13 protein-coding genes are annotated in these 14,376 nt (G+C 64.5%); 4 read left to right on the forward strand and 9 right to left on the reverse strand.

Features of this window, described 5'->3' with window-relative positions:
• The first annotated feature begins 48 nt into the window (after positions 1-48).
• Positions 49-1,461 carry an amino acid permease gene (locus ASD73_RS21830; protein ID WP_056368332.1) on the forward strand — a complete coding sequence of 471 codons (1,413 nt, stop codon included), beginning with the start codon at positions 49-51 and terminating at the stop codon, positions 1,459-1,461.
• Between the two features lie 15 nt (positions 1,462-1,476).
• On the opposite strand, the gene ASD73_RS21835 is transcribed toward ASD73_RS21830, so the two are convergent.
• The 8 genes from ASD73_RS21835 to ASD73_RS21870 are packed head-to-tail and all read right to left on the reverse strand — an operon-like array spanning position 1,477 to position 9,113.
• Positions 1,477-3,153, reverse strand: coding sequence for a GMC family oxidoreductase (locus tag ASD73_RS21835; RefSeq protein WP_056368335.1), 1,677 nt, complete (start codon positions 3,151-3,153; stop codon positions 1,477-1,479).
• A gap of 22 nt (positions 3,154-3,175) precedes the next feature.
• Positions 3,176-4,015 carry a sugar phosphate isomerase/epimerase family protein gene (locus ASD73_RS21840; RefSeq protein ID WP_056368336.1) on the reverse strand — a complete coding sequence of 280 codons (840 nt, stop codon included), beginning with the start codon at positions 4,013-4,015 and terminating at the stop codon, positions 3,176-3,178.
• Entirely contained in the window at positions 4,012-4,575 is a 564-nt protein-coding gene (locus tag ASD73_RS21845) for a gluconate 2-dehydrogenase subunit 3 family protein (RefSeq protein ID WP_200935002.1), read from the reverse strand. Before ASD73_RS21845 ends, ASD73_RS21840 begins: the two co-directional genes overlap by 4 nt.
• Complete coding sequence (locus ASD73_RS21850; protein WP_443027990.1) at positions 4,572-5,399, reverse strand: 3-keto-disaccharide hydrolase; 828 nt, start codon at positions 5,397-5,399, stop codon at positions 4,572-4,574. Before ASD73_RS21850 ends, ASD73_RS21845 begins: the two co-directional genes overlap by 4 nt.
• An 11-nt stretch (positions 5,400-5,410) precedes the next feature.
• Positions 5,411-6,322: a hydroxypyruvate isomerase family protein gene (locus ASD73_RS21855; RefSeq protein ID WP_056368339.1), complete on the reverse strand. Its 912-nt coding sequence runs from the start codon at positions 6,320-6,322 to the stop codon at positions 5,411-5,413.
• Entirely contained in the window at positions 6,319-7,617 is a 1,299-nt protein-coding gene (locus ASD73_RS21860; protein ID WP_056368341.1) for an MFS transporter, read from the reverse strand. The genes ASD73_RS21855 and ASD73_RS21860 overlap by 4 nt, the downstream gene beginning before the upstream one ends.
• Before the next feature lie 46 nt (positions 7,618-7,663).
• A complete protein-coding gene (locus tag ASD73_RS21865) occupies positions 7,664-8,707 on the reverse strand; it encodes a sugar phosphate isomerase/epimerase family protein (protein ID WP_056368343.1) in 1,044 nt (347 codons plus the stop codon).
• A 16-nt stretch (positions 8,708-8,723) separates the two neighbouring features.
• Positions 8,724-9,113 (reverse strand): c-type cytochrome, encoded by a 390-nt coding sequence (locus tag ASD73_RS21870; RefSeq protein ID WP_056368345.1) that lies wholly within the window; start codon positions 9,111-9,113, stop codon positions 8,724-8,726.
• Between the two features lie 95 nt (positions 9,114-9,208).
• Between ASD73_RS21870 and ASD73_RS21875 the strand changes: the two genes are divergently transcribed.
• Entirely contained in the window at positions 9,209-10,411 is a 1,203-nt protein-coding gene (locus ASD73_RS21875) for a Gfo/Idh/MocA family protein (RefSeq protein WP_056368412.1), read from the forward strand.
• Between the two features lie 55 nt (positions 10,412-10,466).
• On the opposite strand, the gene ASD73_RS21880 is transcribed toward ASD73_RS21875, so the two are convergent.
• A complete protein-coding gene (locus ASD73_RS21880) occupies positions 10,467-11,222 on the reverse strand; it encodes an AraC family transcriptional regulator (protein ID WP_056368347.1) in 756 nt (251 codons plus the stop codon).
• Positions 11,223-11,405: 183 nt separating this feature from the next.
• On the opposite strand from ASD73_RS21880, the gene ASD73_RS21885 reads away from it, so the two are divergent.
• Positions 11,406-12,071: a helix-turn-helix domain-containing protein gene (locus ASD73_RS21885; RefSeq protein WP_162248188.1), complete on the forward strand. Its 666-nt coding sequence runs from the start codon at positions 11,406-11,408 to the stop codon at positions 12,069-12,071.
• A 243-nt stretch (positions 12,072-12,314) separates the two neighbouring features.
• The gene (locus ASD73_RS21890) at positions 12,315-14,270 is read left to right on the forward strand and encodes a serine hydrolase domain-containing protein (RefSeq protein WP_156377508.1); all 1,956 of its coding nucleotides are present in this window, start codon (positions 12,315-12,317) and stop codon (positions 14,268-14,270) included.
• Positions 14,271-14,376 lie beyond the last annotated feature (106 nt).

A 14,376-nucleotide genomic window follows, 5' to 3' on the forward strand; every position in this document is an offset into this window, starting at 1 on the left:
GGTGAGCGGCGGACCTGAACCATCGGGCCGGATATTGGGAGACGCATCGTGAATAACTGGACCCGCCGCAAACCCATCCCGCCGCCCGGCGAACGCAGCGTCGACGCGCTGCCGCCGAGCCTGTCATGGCCGCAGCTGATGGCGATGGGCGTCGGCGCGATCATCGGGACGGGAATCCTGACGCTGATCGGCGTCGGCGTCGACCGCGCGGGTCCTGCGGTGCTGCTGTCCTTCGCGATCGCCGGTGCCGTCTGCGCCTGCGCCGCGCTCGCCTATGCCGAATTGTCGGCGATGATGCCCGCGGCGGGCAGCGCCTACAGCTATTCCTACGCCGGCCTCGGCGAGGCTTTTGCGTGGATCGTCGGCTGGAGCCTGATCCTCGAATATTCGCTCGTCGTCTCGACCGTCGCGGTGGGCTGGTCGGGTTATGCGTCGCCGCTTTTGATGGGGATCGGGTTTCCCGAGGCGCTGACGCGTGGTCCCGAACTCGGCGGATTGATCAATCTGCCCGCGGTCGCGATCATCGCGGTCGTCGCGGGCCTGCTGCTGCTGGGGACGCGCGAGAGTGCCCGGATCAATTCGGTGCTCGTCGTCGTGAAGATCGTCACGCTGCTGCTCTTCGTCGGTTACACATTGCCCTATTTCGACGCCGCGCACCTCGATCCGTTCATGCCCTATGGCTATGCCGCGAAGGTCGACAGCGACGGCGTCCAGCGCGGGGTCATGGCGGCCGCCGCGATCATCTTTTTCGCCTTCTACGGCTTCGACGCGATTTCGACCGCGGCGGAAGAAACGAAACGTCCGGCGCGCGACCTGCCAATCGCGATCATCGGGTCGATGGCCGTTTGCACCCTCATCTATATGCTCGTCGCTGCGACGGCCGTCGGCGCGATTTCGTTCACACGCTTCGCCGACAGCCCCGAGCCGCTGGCGCTCATCCTGCGCTCGATCGGGCAGGGGGGCGTCGCGCAGGTCGTGGCGACGACCGCCGTTGTCGCGCTGCCGACCGTGTTGCTCGCCTTCCTCTATGGACAAAGCCGGATCTTCCTTGCGATGGCGCGCGACGGTTTCCTGCCGCAGCGGCTCGCGCATATTTCACGGCGCGGTACTCCAACGCGCATCACGCTGCTAACGGCAGCGATCGTCGCGGTCCTCGCCGGGCTGCTCCCGATCGGAAAGGTCGCCGCGCTCGCCAACGCCGGAACGCTGATCGCCTTCATCGCGGTCGGAGTCTGCCTGCTCGTCCTTCGCCGCGGCGCACCCGATGTTCCCCGGCCCTTTCGCGTGCGCGCGGCGTGGCTGGTCGGGCTTGGAACGATCGGCGGCTGCCTTTACCTGTTCCTCAGCCTGCCGGCCGAAACGCTCTTGTGGTGCCTCGGCTGGAATCTGATCGGGCTCGCCCTCTATGCGGCCTATGGGCAGTATCGCAGCACCCTGGGCCGGGCGGGCGGCGGCGGATAATCCCTTTGGCGCCTTCTAGATCGTGCCGGCCTTGAGCAGCTTTACGGCATGGTCGGCGGCGCGTGCGGTCAATGCCATGAAGGTCAGCGACGGGTTGACGCACGAGATCGAGGCCATCTGGGCGCCGTCGGTGACGAACAGATTGGCGGCGTCGTGCGCCTGGCCCCATTTGTTGAGCACCGACTGGCGCGGGTCGGCGCCCATGCGCGCGCCGCCCATTTCGTGGATCGCGTCGCCGGGCACATGCTCGCGGCGTTCGCTGGTGACGTTCTGCAGCCCCGCCTTGCGCAGCATCGCTTCGCCTTCGCTGCGCGCATCGTCCATCATGCGGATTTCGTTCTCGCGGAAGGTGACGTCGAAGCGCATCAGCGGGATGCCGAACCGGTCTACCTTGTCGGCGTGCAGGCTGACACGGTTGTCCTCATAGGGCAGGCATTCGCCGAAGGCGCCCATGCCGAACTTCCACGGTCCATAACCGCGCATGCCATGCTTCATCGCCGCGCCGAAGCCCTCGGGCGGTAGCGGATCGCGCCGCGCGCTGCCCTGATAGCCATAGCCGCGCTTGAAGCCGATCCCCTCCTCGCCGCCGACGTTGCGGAAGCGCGGGATATAGACGCCGCCCGGGCGGCGGCCATATTCGATATAGTCGGTCATGCCCGGTATATCGCCCGAGATGTTCACGCGGAAGATATGGTCCATGACGTAGCGGCCGAGCGTGCCGCTGGAATCGAAGTGGCTCTTCCCGTTTCCCGGGATGCGGGAGTTCATCATGATCTGGGTCGAGGCCATCGCCGAGGCGCAGAGGAAGACGAGGCGCGCGGGGATCACCTCGGCCTGCTTCGTCTTCGTATTGATCACACGCACGCCGGTGATCTTCTTCGTCTTCGGATCATATTCCAGATTGGAGACCACCGCGTCGGAGCGCAGCGTCAGCCGCCCGGTGGCGCGCGCCGCGGGCAGGGTGACCGCCTGCGTCGAGAAATAGGCCCCGAACGAGCAGCCGCGCCCGCACTGGTTGCGGAACTGGCATTTGCTGCGGCCCTGATCTTCCTTGTCCTCGGTCATGTTCGAGAGGCGGGTGTTGATCAGCTTGCGGCCCGGCGAGGTCGTCTCCAGCCGTTCCTTTACCCATTTCTCGGCGACGTTCATCTGCATCGGCGGCTGGAACGCGCTGTCGGGCAGCTGCGGCAGATTCTCGCGCGATCCCGACACACCGATATATTTCTCGACATAATCGTACCAGGGAACGAGGTCGTCATAGCGGATCGGCCAGTCGCCCCCGACATTCTCGCGCTTGTTCGCCTCGAAATCCTCCGGGCTCCAGCGAAAGCTCCAGCGCCCCCAGATCAGTGATTTGCCGCCGACCGCGGCGGGCCGGATCCAGTAGAATTTCTCGCCCTCGTCATAGGCATAGGGGTTAAGCCGGTCGTTGTTGTAGAATTTCTGGTTCGATGGCGAAACATAGCCATGCGTCGCGATGAAATAGTCGCTCTTGACCAGTGCCGCGGGCATTCGGTCGCGCGCCGGGATCTCATAGGCCGGCTTGCCGTCGAAATCATAATCCTCGCCATGCTCGACCATCACGCCGCGGTCGAGCATCAGGACCTTGAGGCCCTTTTCGGTCAATTCCTTCGCGGCCCATCCGCCGCTCACTCCGGAGCCGATGACGATCGCATCGAACATGTCGGCCATATCTTGATCCTCGAATATTGGGTTAAGCGCGAAGGCGGCTGAGCGTGGTGAAGCTGGTCTGGATGTCGGGAAGATAGGGCGCGGGCGACTGATCATTCTCGACATAGAAATGCTTCACGCCGGCGGTCCGATTGAGCGTGAAGATGTCGGCGAAATCGATCACGCCCTTGCCGACGCTGGTCATCTTGCCGTCGGCGGTGCGATCCTTGACGTGATAGGCATAGATGCGGCCGGCCAAGCGCCGGATGATCGCCTTGGGATCTTCACCCGCGGCGACCGCCCAGAACAGGTCGAGCTCGATCTGGACGAGTGCCGGATCGGCGTCGGCGATGAGCGTGTCGAACAGGCTGGTGCCGCCCGGTTTCAACCTGAACTCGAAATCATGATTGTGATAGGCAAAGCCCAGCCCGGCCTTTTTGAGCCGCTCGGCATAGCGGTTGAAATTGGCGACCGCCGCCTTCCAGCCCTCGGCATTGCGATGGGCTTCGACCATATAGGGAACGACGAGCGTGTCGGCGCCCAGCGCCTTGGTCATCGCGACCGCGCCGTCGAAATTGCTGGCGAGCGCCTCATAGGCGACATGGATGGAAGGCGATTTCAGGCCCAGCCGGTCCATCGTCTTGCGCAGCGCGGCGTGATCCATCTTGTCATAGCCGCCGCCGCCATATTCGACTTCGCGATAACCGATCGCCGCGACCTTCTCGAGCGTCCCCATCGGGTCCCTCGAGAAGAGTTCGCGCACGGTATAGAGCTGGATGCCGATGGGTTTCGATTTAAGGCTCTTTGCCATGAGCGGCCCCGCTGCGAGTGTTACCCCGAGCGCGGCGCCGCCCGCCATCCATTGCCGCCTGTTGATCATCATGACGAAAACACCTTCTTGATCTCGGAATAGGGATAGGCGCCGTCGTAGCGGCCGGGGACGGGAAGATATTCGCGCTCCTGGGTGATGCCGACTTCCGACGTGAAATATCCGGTGAGCACGAGCTGGCGGAACTTGTCGAAGAAGTCCGCGCCGCCGGGCAGCTTGCCTTCCATCGCCAGCGTCAGCAGCGCGTCCTGCTGCGCGGGCGTCGCCTTGTCGGCGGCGATCTTGAAAGCGGTCCGGCTGCGCGCCTCGATCGCGTCAAGCCCCGCGATTATCGGTTTGCGATCGTCGGGCGAGGCCCAATCGGCGAGCAGCTTTTCGATATATTCGGGGACGCCCGCCGCGATCGCGCCGGGGGTGTCGGTGGTCGGCATCACGCGCTCGCTGAGAGCGGTCGTCAGCGCGCGCTGCTGCGCGGTAAACACGGGCGAGGAGGGCGGTCCGCTGCTGATGATCGGGGGCGTTTCTCCCGCCGCAGCGCGCGCGATCGGGGCGAACAGGCTCGCGCCGAACATCGCGGCCATGCCGGCCAGCGCGTCTCTGCGATCGATGATCATTTCACGGTTCCTTCGAAGTCATGGCTCGCCGCCGCTTCGGGCAGCGGGCGCACCCAGATGTTACGGAACGAAACGGGCGAATTATGGTCCTGGAGCTGGATCGGCGCGGCATCGCCATGCGCTTCATATGTCGCGACCTTGCGCCAGACGGTGCTGCCGAGCCACGGCTGGCGGTTCTGCACGAGCACGCCGTTGAGGAAGGCAGTAACATAGGCCGGGCGCAGCAACTTGCCATCGGGTCCGAAATGCGGTCGCTCGAAGACGATATCGTAGCTCTGCCATTCGCCGGGCTTGCGCGATGCGTTCACCAGCGGCGGCTTCCAGGCATAGATCGAGCCGACGGTGCCGTCGGCGTAAGTGGGGTTCTGATAGCCGTCGAGGATCTGGATCTCGTAGCGCTGCATGAACCAGATACCGCTGTTACCGCGGTCCTGCGAGCTATGGAGCGGTGGGTTCGGTGAGCGGAATTCGAGATGGAGCTGGACGTCGCCGAAGCTCGCCTTGCTGACCAGCGCATTTTCGCCGCGGCCGCCCAATGGTGGGGTCGACGTCATCGCGCCGTTGCTGACGATCCACGGCCTTGCCATCGCCCGCCACGCATCGAGCGACTTGCCATCGAACAGCACCACCGCATCCGACGGCGGGGCGCCGGGCACGGCACCCGGCGTCACCACCGTCGGATAAGGACGGTCGGAATCGTGAACGCGCCATTTGCCGTCGGGCAGCATCGGTGTGTCCTTGAACCCGGGCTTTTCCTGCGCCGTGACGGGATTGCCCGCCGCCGCGGCGACCGCGATCGCCGCGGCCCAAACGATATGCTTCACGCGTGTCTCCCTCATGCCGCGTCGATCGCGCGATAGGCGGCGATCAGCCGTTCTTCGCCCGCGCGTCCCTCGACCGAATTGCCATGTTCCATTCCGATCACGCCCGCGAATTTCTTCGCGCGCAGCCAGCGGACGATATTGCGATAATTGATCTCGCCGCTGCCGGGCTCCTTGCGGCCGGGATTGTCGCCGAACTGGACGTAAGCGATCTCGTTCCAGCAGCTGTCCAGCGTGTTGATCAGATTCCCGGCCTGAATCTGCTCGTGGTACAGGTCCGCCAGTATCTTGATCGCCGGGCTGTCGATCGCACGCGCCATCGCATAGCCTTGCGGCACGGTCGACATGAAGACGCCGGGATGGTTCACCAGCGTATTGAGCGGCTCCATCACCATGACCAACCCGTGCGGTTCATAGATCTCGGCGGCACGGCGCAGCACATCGATCACGCGCGCGGTCTGGATATCTACCGGCAGCTTGCGGTCCATAAAGCCGGTGACGATCGTCATGTGCTTGGAGTTCAACCTCTTGCCGACATCGACCGAACGCCCGATGTCGGCAAGGAAGCGCTCGCGATCGCTATCGTCATTGCCGCCCAGCAGCGGCCGGAAATCGGCCCATCTTGGCATGCTCGCGACGAACACGCCCATCGTCATGCCCCGTTGTTCCAACGCGCGCGCCATCGCTGTCTGGTCGGCGACCGAGCGCGTCGCCGCCTCATTATCCTCCCACGCGGTAAAGCCCTGATCGGCGGCAAAAGCGATCTGTTCGAGCCGGTCGCCGCGGCTTTTGAAGCTCCCCTCATGCGGGGCGTATTTCAACGAAAAGCGCGCCGCGTTCGACGCCATCACCCCGTTCGCCACCGTCGTCGCGGCGGCCGCAGCGACGGCGCCACCCGCCAGCACCGATCGACGCGATACGCTCATGCCGTCTGACCCGCGAGCGCCGCGCGCGACTTGCCACGCTCACGCAGCCAGATGAAGCCGAATACCGCCAGCAGGACGACCGGCAGGATCGCCAGCCGCTGGAACGACAGCGACGCAGCCGCATCCTCGACCGCCAGCTTCGCAGCACCGGTCAGCGCCGCGAACGCTTCGGGACCGCCGGCGAACTCGATCTTGGCCTGGTCGAACATCGCGCCGAGTTGCGGCAGCACGAAGAAGCTTGCGAGCGCGCCCGCCGATCCGACCAGCCCCATCGCCCACGATCCACCGCGCGGATAGCGTTCGGCGACCGACGCGAGCATCGTCGGCCACATCACGCAGACGCCGAGGCCCCAGACGGTGGCGGCGACGATCGCCGTGACCGGCGACTGCGCCTGGCTCAGCATGAACAGGCCGATCGCGGCGAGCAGGCTCGATACCCAAAGCAGGCCGGGGTTCGAGATTCTGTTGGCGAGCCGCCCCGCGAAATGGCGGAAGATGAACATCAGCGCGTTGACATAGACGAGCAGCAGGATGCCGCGCATGCCGACGCGGTTCGACAGGGCGACGTCGATCCACTGGCCGGGCGCCAGTTCGGACGCCGCGGTCAGGAACATCGCGCCGAACCAGATGAAGAAGCTGGGGCGGCGAAACACCTCGCCCATCATCTCGCCAAAGCTGACGCCGCTCTCGCTGCGCAGCGGCGGGGGAAAGGTCGTGGTGAGGGCGATCACGACGGTCGCGGCGGCGGGGATCATGACCAGCGCCATGATGCCCTGCCACGGCAACGCAGCCGACAGGAAAAAGCCGGCAAGTCCGCCGACGATGATGCCGCCGGGGAACCAGGCGTGCAGCACATTGAGCCGGTGCGTGGTATCGTCGGGGTAAAGCTGCGCGGTCAGCGGATTGATCGCTGCTTCGGTCAGGCCCCAGCCGATGCCGCTGAGCAGCATGCCCGCCCACACGAGCCAATAGATGTTCATGCCCGTGGCGACATGGCCCGCGGTGACGATCATCAACGGACCGAGGATGAAGCACAGCCCCGCTCCCGCCAGGCACCGCTTCATGCCGATCTGGTCGAGCAGCGCGCTGACGACGAACAGCGTGATCGAAAAGCTGAGGAACGCTGCGCCCAGTGCGGCGGCGATCAACTCGCCCGCCTGCAACGGAGCGATCGGGTCGATCCATTCTGCCTTGAGCCCGCTGGCGATCGCACCGCGGATGGCAAGGCTCGCCGCAGCGGTGAACAGCGCCAGCACGCCCAGCCAGAACAAGCGTCCCTTGTGCAATGTCGTCATCCTGCGTCCCCTCTGATTATTATCGTTTAGTTCGTCTGCCGCGCGGTCAGGTCAGCCCCAGCATCGCGCGGTTGAGCGCCGGATCGCTGCCTCCCGCGAAATCGTCGAACGCCTTGTCCGCCTTGCGAATCATGTGCGCGGCGATGAAGGGGGCGCCTTCGCGCGCGCCGTCTTCGGGGTGCTTCAGGCAGCATTCCCATTCGAGCACCGCCCAGCCGGCGTAGCCATATTGCGTCAGTTTCGAGAAGATACCGCCGAAGTCCACCTGGCCATCGCCCAGCGAGCGGAAGCGTCCGGGCCGGTCGACCCAGTCCTGAAACCCGCCATAGACGCCCGAGCGCCCGGTCGGGTTCAGCTCGGCGTCCTTGACGTGGAACATGCGGATCCGCTCGTGGTAAATGTCGATGAACTGCAGATAATCGAGCGCCTGCAAGACATAATGGCTGGGGTCATAGAGGATGTTGGCGCGCGGGTGATTGTCCACGCCCGCAAGGAAGCGCTCGAAGGTCACGCCATCGTGGAGATCCTCGCCCGGATGAATTTCATAGGCGAGGTCGATGCCCTGTTCGTCGAAGGCATCGAGGATCGGCCGCCAGCGCTTCGCGAGTTCGGCGAAGGCTTCTTCGACCAGTCCGGTGGGACGCTGCGGCCACGGATAGAGATAGGGCCAGGCGAGCGCGCCCGAAAAGGTCGCATGGGCTTCGAGACCCAGCCGGCGGCTCGCTTTCGCGGCAAGATGGAGCTGCTCGACCGCCCAGACCTGACGCTCGGCGGGCTTGCCCTTCACCGCGTCGGGCGCGAAGGCGTCGAACTGCGTATCATAGGCGGGATGCACCGCGACCAGCTGGCCCTGCAGATGCGTCGACAATTCGGTGATCTCGACCCCCGCCTCGCGGCAGGTGCCCGCGAGTTCATCGCAATAATCCTGGCTTTCGGCGGCTTGGCGCAGGTCGATGCAGCGGCTGTCCCACGTCGGAATCTGGATGCCGACATAGCCGGCATCCGCCATCCAGCGCGCCGCCGAAGGCAAAGTGTCGAACGGTGCGGCGTCGCCCATGAACTGCGCAAGGAAAACGGCCGGACCCTTCATGCGGATACCTTTCCGGTCATTTGGTTTCGGTCTTGAGCCAGGCGATCAGCGCCGCGCGGCGCGCCGGGTCGGCGACCTTGACGACCATGCGCGTGCCGGGGACTTTTTTGGTCGGCGCGGCAAGATATTCGTCGAGCGTCTTGTCGTCCCAGCGAATTTTCGATGCCTTGAGCGCCGGGCTGTAGTTGAACCCGGCAACGGAGCCGGCTTGCCGGCCGAACAGACCGTGCAGATTGGGACCCATCGTGCTTTTGCCGCCCGGCTCCAGCGTATGACAGGCGCGGCAAGCCGCGAAGGCCTGCGCGCCGGGACCTTGGGCGGGTGCCGCAACCGCCGCTGGCGAAGGCGCGAGCATCAGCGCAATCAATATTGCCCCCGCCGGTGGCAGGGCGAACAGAAATTTCATTATCCTCTCCCGTCTGGCAACAGCCGGTGCGATCAGGTAACCGTTCGAAATCCTATTATGCAAACAATTTTGGAAATTCGGGCCAAGGGAATGCGATGAATACGAATACGAGGTCAAAAACGCGCTACGGCATGGTCGGTGGCGGCGAAGGCGCCTTCATCGGCGCGGTACACCGGATGGCCGCGGCGCTCGATGGCGAGTTTGCGCTGGTGTGCGGCGCGTTCAGCAGCGACGCCGGGCGTAATGGGCGGAGCGCCGCGGCGCTCGGGCTCGACCCCGCTCGGGCTTATGCGACGCTCGACGCGCTGCTCACGGGCGAGGCGGCGCTGCCCGAGGACCAGCGGATGGAGGCGCTGGCGATCGTCACCCCGAATCACCTGCACGCCCTGATGGCGATCGCCGCGCTCGATGCCGGTTTTCATGTCCTGTCCGAAAAGCCGATGGCGCTGAACCTCGCCGAGGCAAGAGCGATCGACGCGGCGGTTGCCCGCAGCGGCAAGCTGTACGGGCTGGCATTCACCTATAGCGGCTATCCGCTGATCGAAGAGGCGCGCGTCCGCGTCGCACGCGGCGATTTCGGCAAGATCCGGTTGGTGCAGGTCGAATATTCGCAAGGCTGGCTCAGCCGGCCGATCGACCGGGACGGCAACAAGCAGGCCGAATGGCGCACCGATCCCGCGCGCGCGGGACTGGGCGGTTGCCTGGGCGACATCGGGACCCACGCCTTTCAGCTTGCCGAACATGTCTCCGGGCTTGCGGTCGGGTCGCTCAGCGCGGAGCTGACCACGCATGTTCCGGGCCGCCGCCTCGATGACGATGTGGCGGCGCTGCTGCGATTCGAAGGCGGCGCGCGCGGCGTGCTGAAAGCCAGCCAGATCGCCGCGGGCGACGAAAATGGCCTGCGCCTGCGCATCCACGGCGAGGAGGGCGGCCTCGAATGGTCGCAGATGGAGCCGAATACGTTGACGTTGCGCTGGCTGGACCGGCCCACCGAGGTGATCCGCGCGGGCGGGCCCGGTCTCGACCCATCGGCGCTGGCGCGGCTGCGTACCCCGGCAGGACATCCCGAGGGCTATATTGAGGCGTTTGCCAACCTCTATCGCAGCTTCGGCCGAGCCCTTCGTGCTGGCGCCTCGACCCCGCCGCGGCCGGGCACCGCCGACTGGTTTCCCGGGATCGTCGACGGCCTGCGAACGATGGCCTTTGTCGAAGCGGTGATCGAAAACAGCGCCGGCGAGGCGAAATGGACCGCACTTGCCGACATCGCGAACGATCGCCGGACGGCAGGCGGCAATTAGCGCCGCGCTGTTTGCCAACCCTCCTTCGAGGGATGCCGCTTTACGATCGCTCCGCTCAGGCCGTGGCTTCGCGCCCGCGCATCTTGGTCGGTGCCATGCCAAAACGCCGCGCGAACGCGCGCGTGAAGCTCGCGTTGCTCATATAGCCGCAATTATAGCCGATGCTCGATATCGGGAGGTCGCTTTGCGCGAGCAGCTGGCGCGCGCGCTGCAGTCGCCGCTCGCTCACCGCCTCGGCGACGCTGCATTGATAAAGCTCGCGAAAGCCCCGCGTCAGCTTGGCTTTGCTGAGGCCGCAGCGGCGCGCGACGCTGCCGACGGTCAGCTTTTCCTGCCACTTCTCGTTGACCAGCTGATGCGCGGCGGCGACGCGGGTGATGTCGAGTTCGCTCAGCGACGTGCTGCCCCCAACCTCGACCATGCGGTCGGCGGCGAGTTCGGCGAAAAGCTGGCAGAGCAGTTCCTGACTGCGCGCGCTGCGCAACATGTCGTCGACTTCGCTGTCGCCTTCTAGGGCGACCACCGCGCGGCCGAGACCGCGAAGATTGGCGGGGAGATACCAGCGGCCATCCGCCTTGGGGCGGCGCCCGAACAGACGGTCGCACGCGGCGCGGCTGATCGCGAGCACGACCAGATGATCGTCGGCGGGGCCCGAGACATCGCCGGGGAGCAGCATCGAGACGGCGGGCTCGCCAATATCGCCAAAGCCGAAAATGAGCGCGTCGGGCGGCAGGAACGCGGCGTCACAGGGGCCGCGGCCGACGAAGCTCGTAAACTCCGGAGAAATGCGAATGGATAGCTTGTTTGTCATCCTGTCATCCCAGCGAATCGGGGCATCAGTGGCGGCGTCATGCTGTATGTGCAATCATCTTGGTCCTATCCGATAAGCAAATTTTCTTTGCCGATTGTTCCGACAGATTATGCCGTTCGGCTTGATCGATGCGATAAATGCGCAAATATGTGCTAGATGAGAAAATCGATTGAAAGGACACCGATGCCGGCAACGCGCCAGCCCATCCCGACCAGCAGCGATCGGCGCACCGCCATCGACGGCAATCCGGGCGTATTCCTGCGGGAGCTCCGGACAGAAAAGGGGTGGACGCTCGCCGAGGTGAGCGAGCGCACGCGCATTCCGGTTTCAACTTTGTCAAAGATTGAAACCGGCAAGATGTCGCTCAGCTACGAAAAGCTGTTGCGGCTGAGCCAGGGGCTCGAAATCGACATCACGCAGCTCTTCGCCGCGGCGACGTCGATCCCGGCCGCCACGCATACCGCCACCGGCCGACGCAGCATTACGCCGGCGGGCGAGGGGCCTTCGATCCAGACGGCGACCTATAACTACACCTATCCCTCGGCCGATCTGCTCAACAAGACGCTGAATCCCATGATCATCGACATCAAGGTGCGCTCGATTGACGATTTCGGCGAGCTGATGCGCCATTCGGGCGAAGAATATGTGCTCGTTCTGGAGGGCGAGTGCGAATTTCACACTGACATGTACGCGCCATCGCGCCTGAAAACGGGTGATTCGGCTTATTTCGACGCGTCGATGGGGCATGGCTATGTCGCGGTTGGCGACGGGCCGTGCCGTATCCTGTCGGTTTGCTCGGCAACCGATGCCGATCTGAAATCGGCGCTTCATCCCGTCGACGCCGAATAATCGTTTAGCACTGCGCCCCCCGGTAATCGGCCTTCGCGGCCACTGCGGAAAAATCTGTCCTTCTGAAATTTGCCCGCGCCTTCGCTTCGCGGTTGCACGGTCGCGTCCGCCATTGACAAATTTCCGTTCAGGATGCCTATATCCAGAATTGAAAATATTTCAAAAAGTGAAATTTCGGTAATAGGGCTGTGAGAATGCCCGATCGAAAGGGGAGGGCGAATGCGGTTTGTACGTTCTTGCGCAATGCTGGCTGCGGCGATGCTGGTCGGGGTCACGGCGCCACCGGTGAGCCCGTCCGCCGCGCAATCCGCCCCCAAGCCGGTGACGGAGGCACGCGGCGAGGGTCGCCCGCTCCCCGCTCCCGCTATGGTGAAGAGCGACGTCGATGCCTGGCTCGATGGCTATATGCCCTATGCCCTCAAGCGCGGCGATGCGGCGGGTGCGGTCGTCGTGGTGGTCAAGGACGGCAAGGTCCTGACGCAGCGCGGCTTCGGTTACGCTGATGTTGGCTCGCGCAGGCCGGTCGACCCCGAAACCACACTTTTTCGCCAGGCGTCGGTGTCGAAGATGATCACCTGGACCGCGGTGATGCAGCTTGTCGAGCAGGGCAAGATCGATCTCGACCGCGACATCAACACCTATCTCGATTTCAAGATTCCGGCTTTCCAGGGCAAGCCGGTCACGATGCGCAATTTGATGACGCATACCGGCGGCTTCGACGAAGTGCAGCGCGGGCTCAACAGCTATGACCCGAAGAAAATCCCGTCGCTTGGCGATGCGCTGAAGCGGCAAGTGCCGCACCGCATTTACGCGCCCGGAACGACGCCGGCCTATTCGAATTATGGCACGTCGCTGGCGGGCTATATCGTCGAGCGCGTGTCGGGCCTTTCCTACGACGATTATGTCGAACGGCACGTCTTTGCGCCCGCGGGCATGACGCGATCGACCTTCCGCCAGCCGCTTCCCGCGGCGCTCCGGCCGCTGATGGCGAGCGGATATATGCTGGGATCGGGCAAGCCGGGGCGGTTCGAGCTCAGCAGTCTCGCGCCGTCGGGCGCGATGACCGCGTCGGGTGCCGACATGGGGCGCTTTATGATTGCGCACCTCGCCGACGGCGGGGCGCTGATGAAGCCCGCGACCGCGGCGCAGATGCAAAACACGATCCTGCGCCTGATCCCGCCGCTTAACGGCATGGCGCTCGGCTTCTACGAACAGAATATCAACGGCCGCAAGGCGCTCTCGCACGCCGGCGACAGCCTCAATTTCCACAGCCAGCTCTGGATATTCCCCGAGGAGAAGGTCGGCATCTATATGTCGATGAACGCCTCGGGCACGCAGAATGTCTCGGGGCCGATCCGCGCCCATTTGTTCGAAGCCTTCGCCGATCGTTATTTCCCGTTCGAGCAGCGCGACGGCCGCGTCGATGCCGCCACCGCGCGCGAACATGCGCGGATGATGGTCGGGACGTATAACAAGACGCGGCGGCTGGAGACGAGCTTCCTGAAGGCGTTGGAATTGACCGGGCAGACGAAGGTCTCGCTCGATAGCGACGGGGGCATCCGGCTCAATACGGTGTCGGGTATCGGAGGACAGCCGCGCAAGTGGTTGGAAATCGCGCCTTTCGTATGGCGGGAAGCGGGAGGCAAGATGCGCCTTGCCGCCAAGGTGGAAAATGGCCGCATCGCGCGTTTCAGCGTTGATTCGGCGTCGCCCTATCTCGCGTTCGATCGCGTGCCCTGGCATCTGTCGGGTGCCTGGCTCACGCCCGCGATGCTCGCCAGCCTCGGCGCGCTCCTGCTCACCGCGATCGCCTGGCCCGCCTCGACGCTGCTCCGTCGCCGCTATGGCGTCAAAGCCGACCTCGCGCCCGCGGCGCTCAAAAGCTACCGGCTGACGCGCAGCTTTGCGGCGCTGGCCGTCGCGGTGATGGTTGGGTGGTTGTTGTTCGCGACTAAGCTGCTCGCCGATTTCTCGTCGCTCGGCGGTGAACTCGACTGGGCGCTCGTCATGCTCCAGATCGCAACGCCGGTCATTTTCCTCGGCCTGCTCGCCAGCGCGATCTGGAATATCCGGCATGTCTGGACGTCCAAGCGCGGCCGGTTCGCGAAATTCTGGAGCCTCGTGCTGCTGATGAGCGCGGTCGTCCTCCTATGGATTGGCGTCGGTTTCCACCTGATCGGCTTTGGAACGCGCTTCTGATCGGGGCGGGCGGGACGCATGCCGGGGTGTGCGCCGGCTTGCCAGCAAAGAAACTTCTCCAATTGTATTGCAATTATCAAAATTTGAAAATAATGTCTCAAACAGG

It is taken from the genome of Sphingopyxis sp. Root154, from assembly GCF_001427105.1.
In the GTDB taxonomy this organism is placed as follows: Bacteria; Pseudomonadota; Alphaproteobacteria; order Sphingomonadales; family Sphingomonadaceae; genus Sphingopyxis.

Coding starts and splice junctions, on each gene's coding strand:
- ASD73_RS21835 (WP_056368335.1), bottom strand. CDS start 3,153: ATGGCCGACATGTTCGATGCGATCGTCATCGGCTCCGGAGTGAGCGGC.
- ASD73_RS21840 (WP_056368336.1), bottom strand. CDS start 4,015: ATGATGATCAACAGGCGGCAATGGATGGCGGGCGGCGCCGCGCTCGGG.
- ASD73_RS21845 (WP_200935002.1), bottom strand. CDS start 4,575: ATGATCATCGATCGCAGAGACGCGCTGGCCGGCATGGCCGCGATGTTC.
- ASD73_RS21855 (WP_056368339.1), bottom strand. CDS start 6,322: ATGAGCGTATCGCGTCGATCGGTGCTGGCGGGTGGCGCCGTCGCTGCG.
- ASD73_RS21860 (WP_056368341.1), bottom strand. CDS start 7,617: ATGACGACATTGCACAAGGGACGCTTGTTCTGGCTGGGCGTGCTGGCG.
- ASD73_RS21865 (WP_056368343.1), bottom strand. CDS start 8,707: ATGAAGGGTCCGGCCGTTTTCCTTGCGCAGTTCATGGGCGACGCCGCA.
- ASD73_RS21870 (WP_056368345.1), bottom strand. CDS start 9,113: ATGAAATTTCTGTTCGCCCTGCCACCGGCGGGGGCAATATTGATTGCG.
- ASD73_RS21875 (WP_056368412.1), top strand. CDS start 9,209: ATGAATACGAATACGAGGTCAAAAACGCGCTACGGCATGGTCGGTGGC.
- ASD73_RS21880 (WP_056368347.1), bottom strand. CDS start 11,222: ATGACAAACAAGCTATCCATTCGCATTTCTCCGGAGTTTACGAGCTTC.
- ASD73_RS21885 (WP_162248188.1), top strand. CDS start 11,406: ATGCCGGCAACGCGCCAGCCCATCCCGACCAGCAGCGATCGGCGCACC.
- ASD73_RS21890 (WP_156377508.1), top strand. CDS start 12,315: ATGCTGGCTGCGGCGATGCTGGTCGGGGTCACGGCGCCACCGGTGAGC.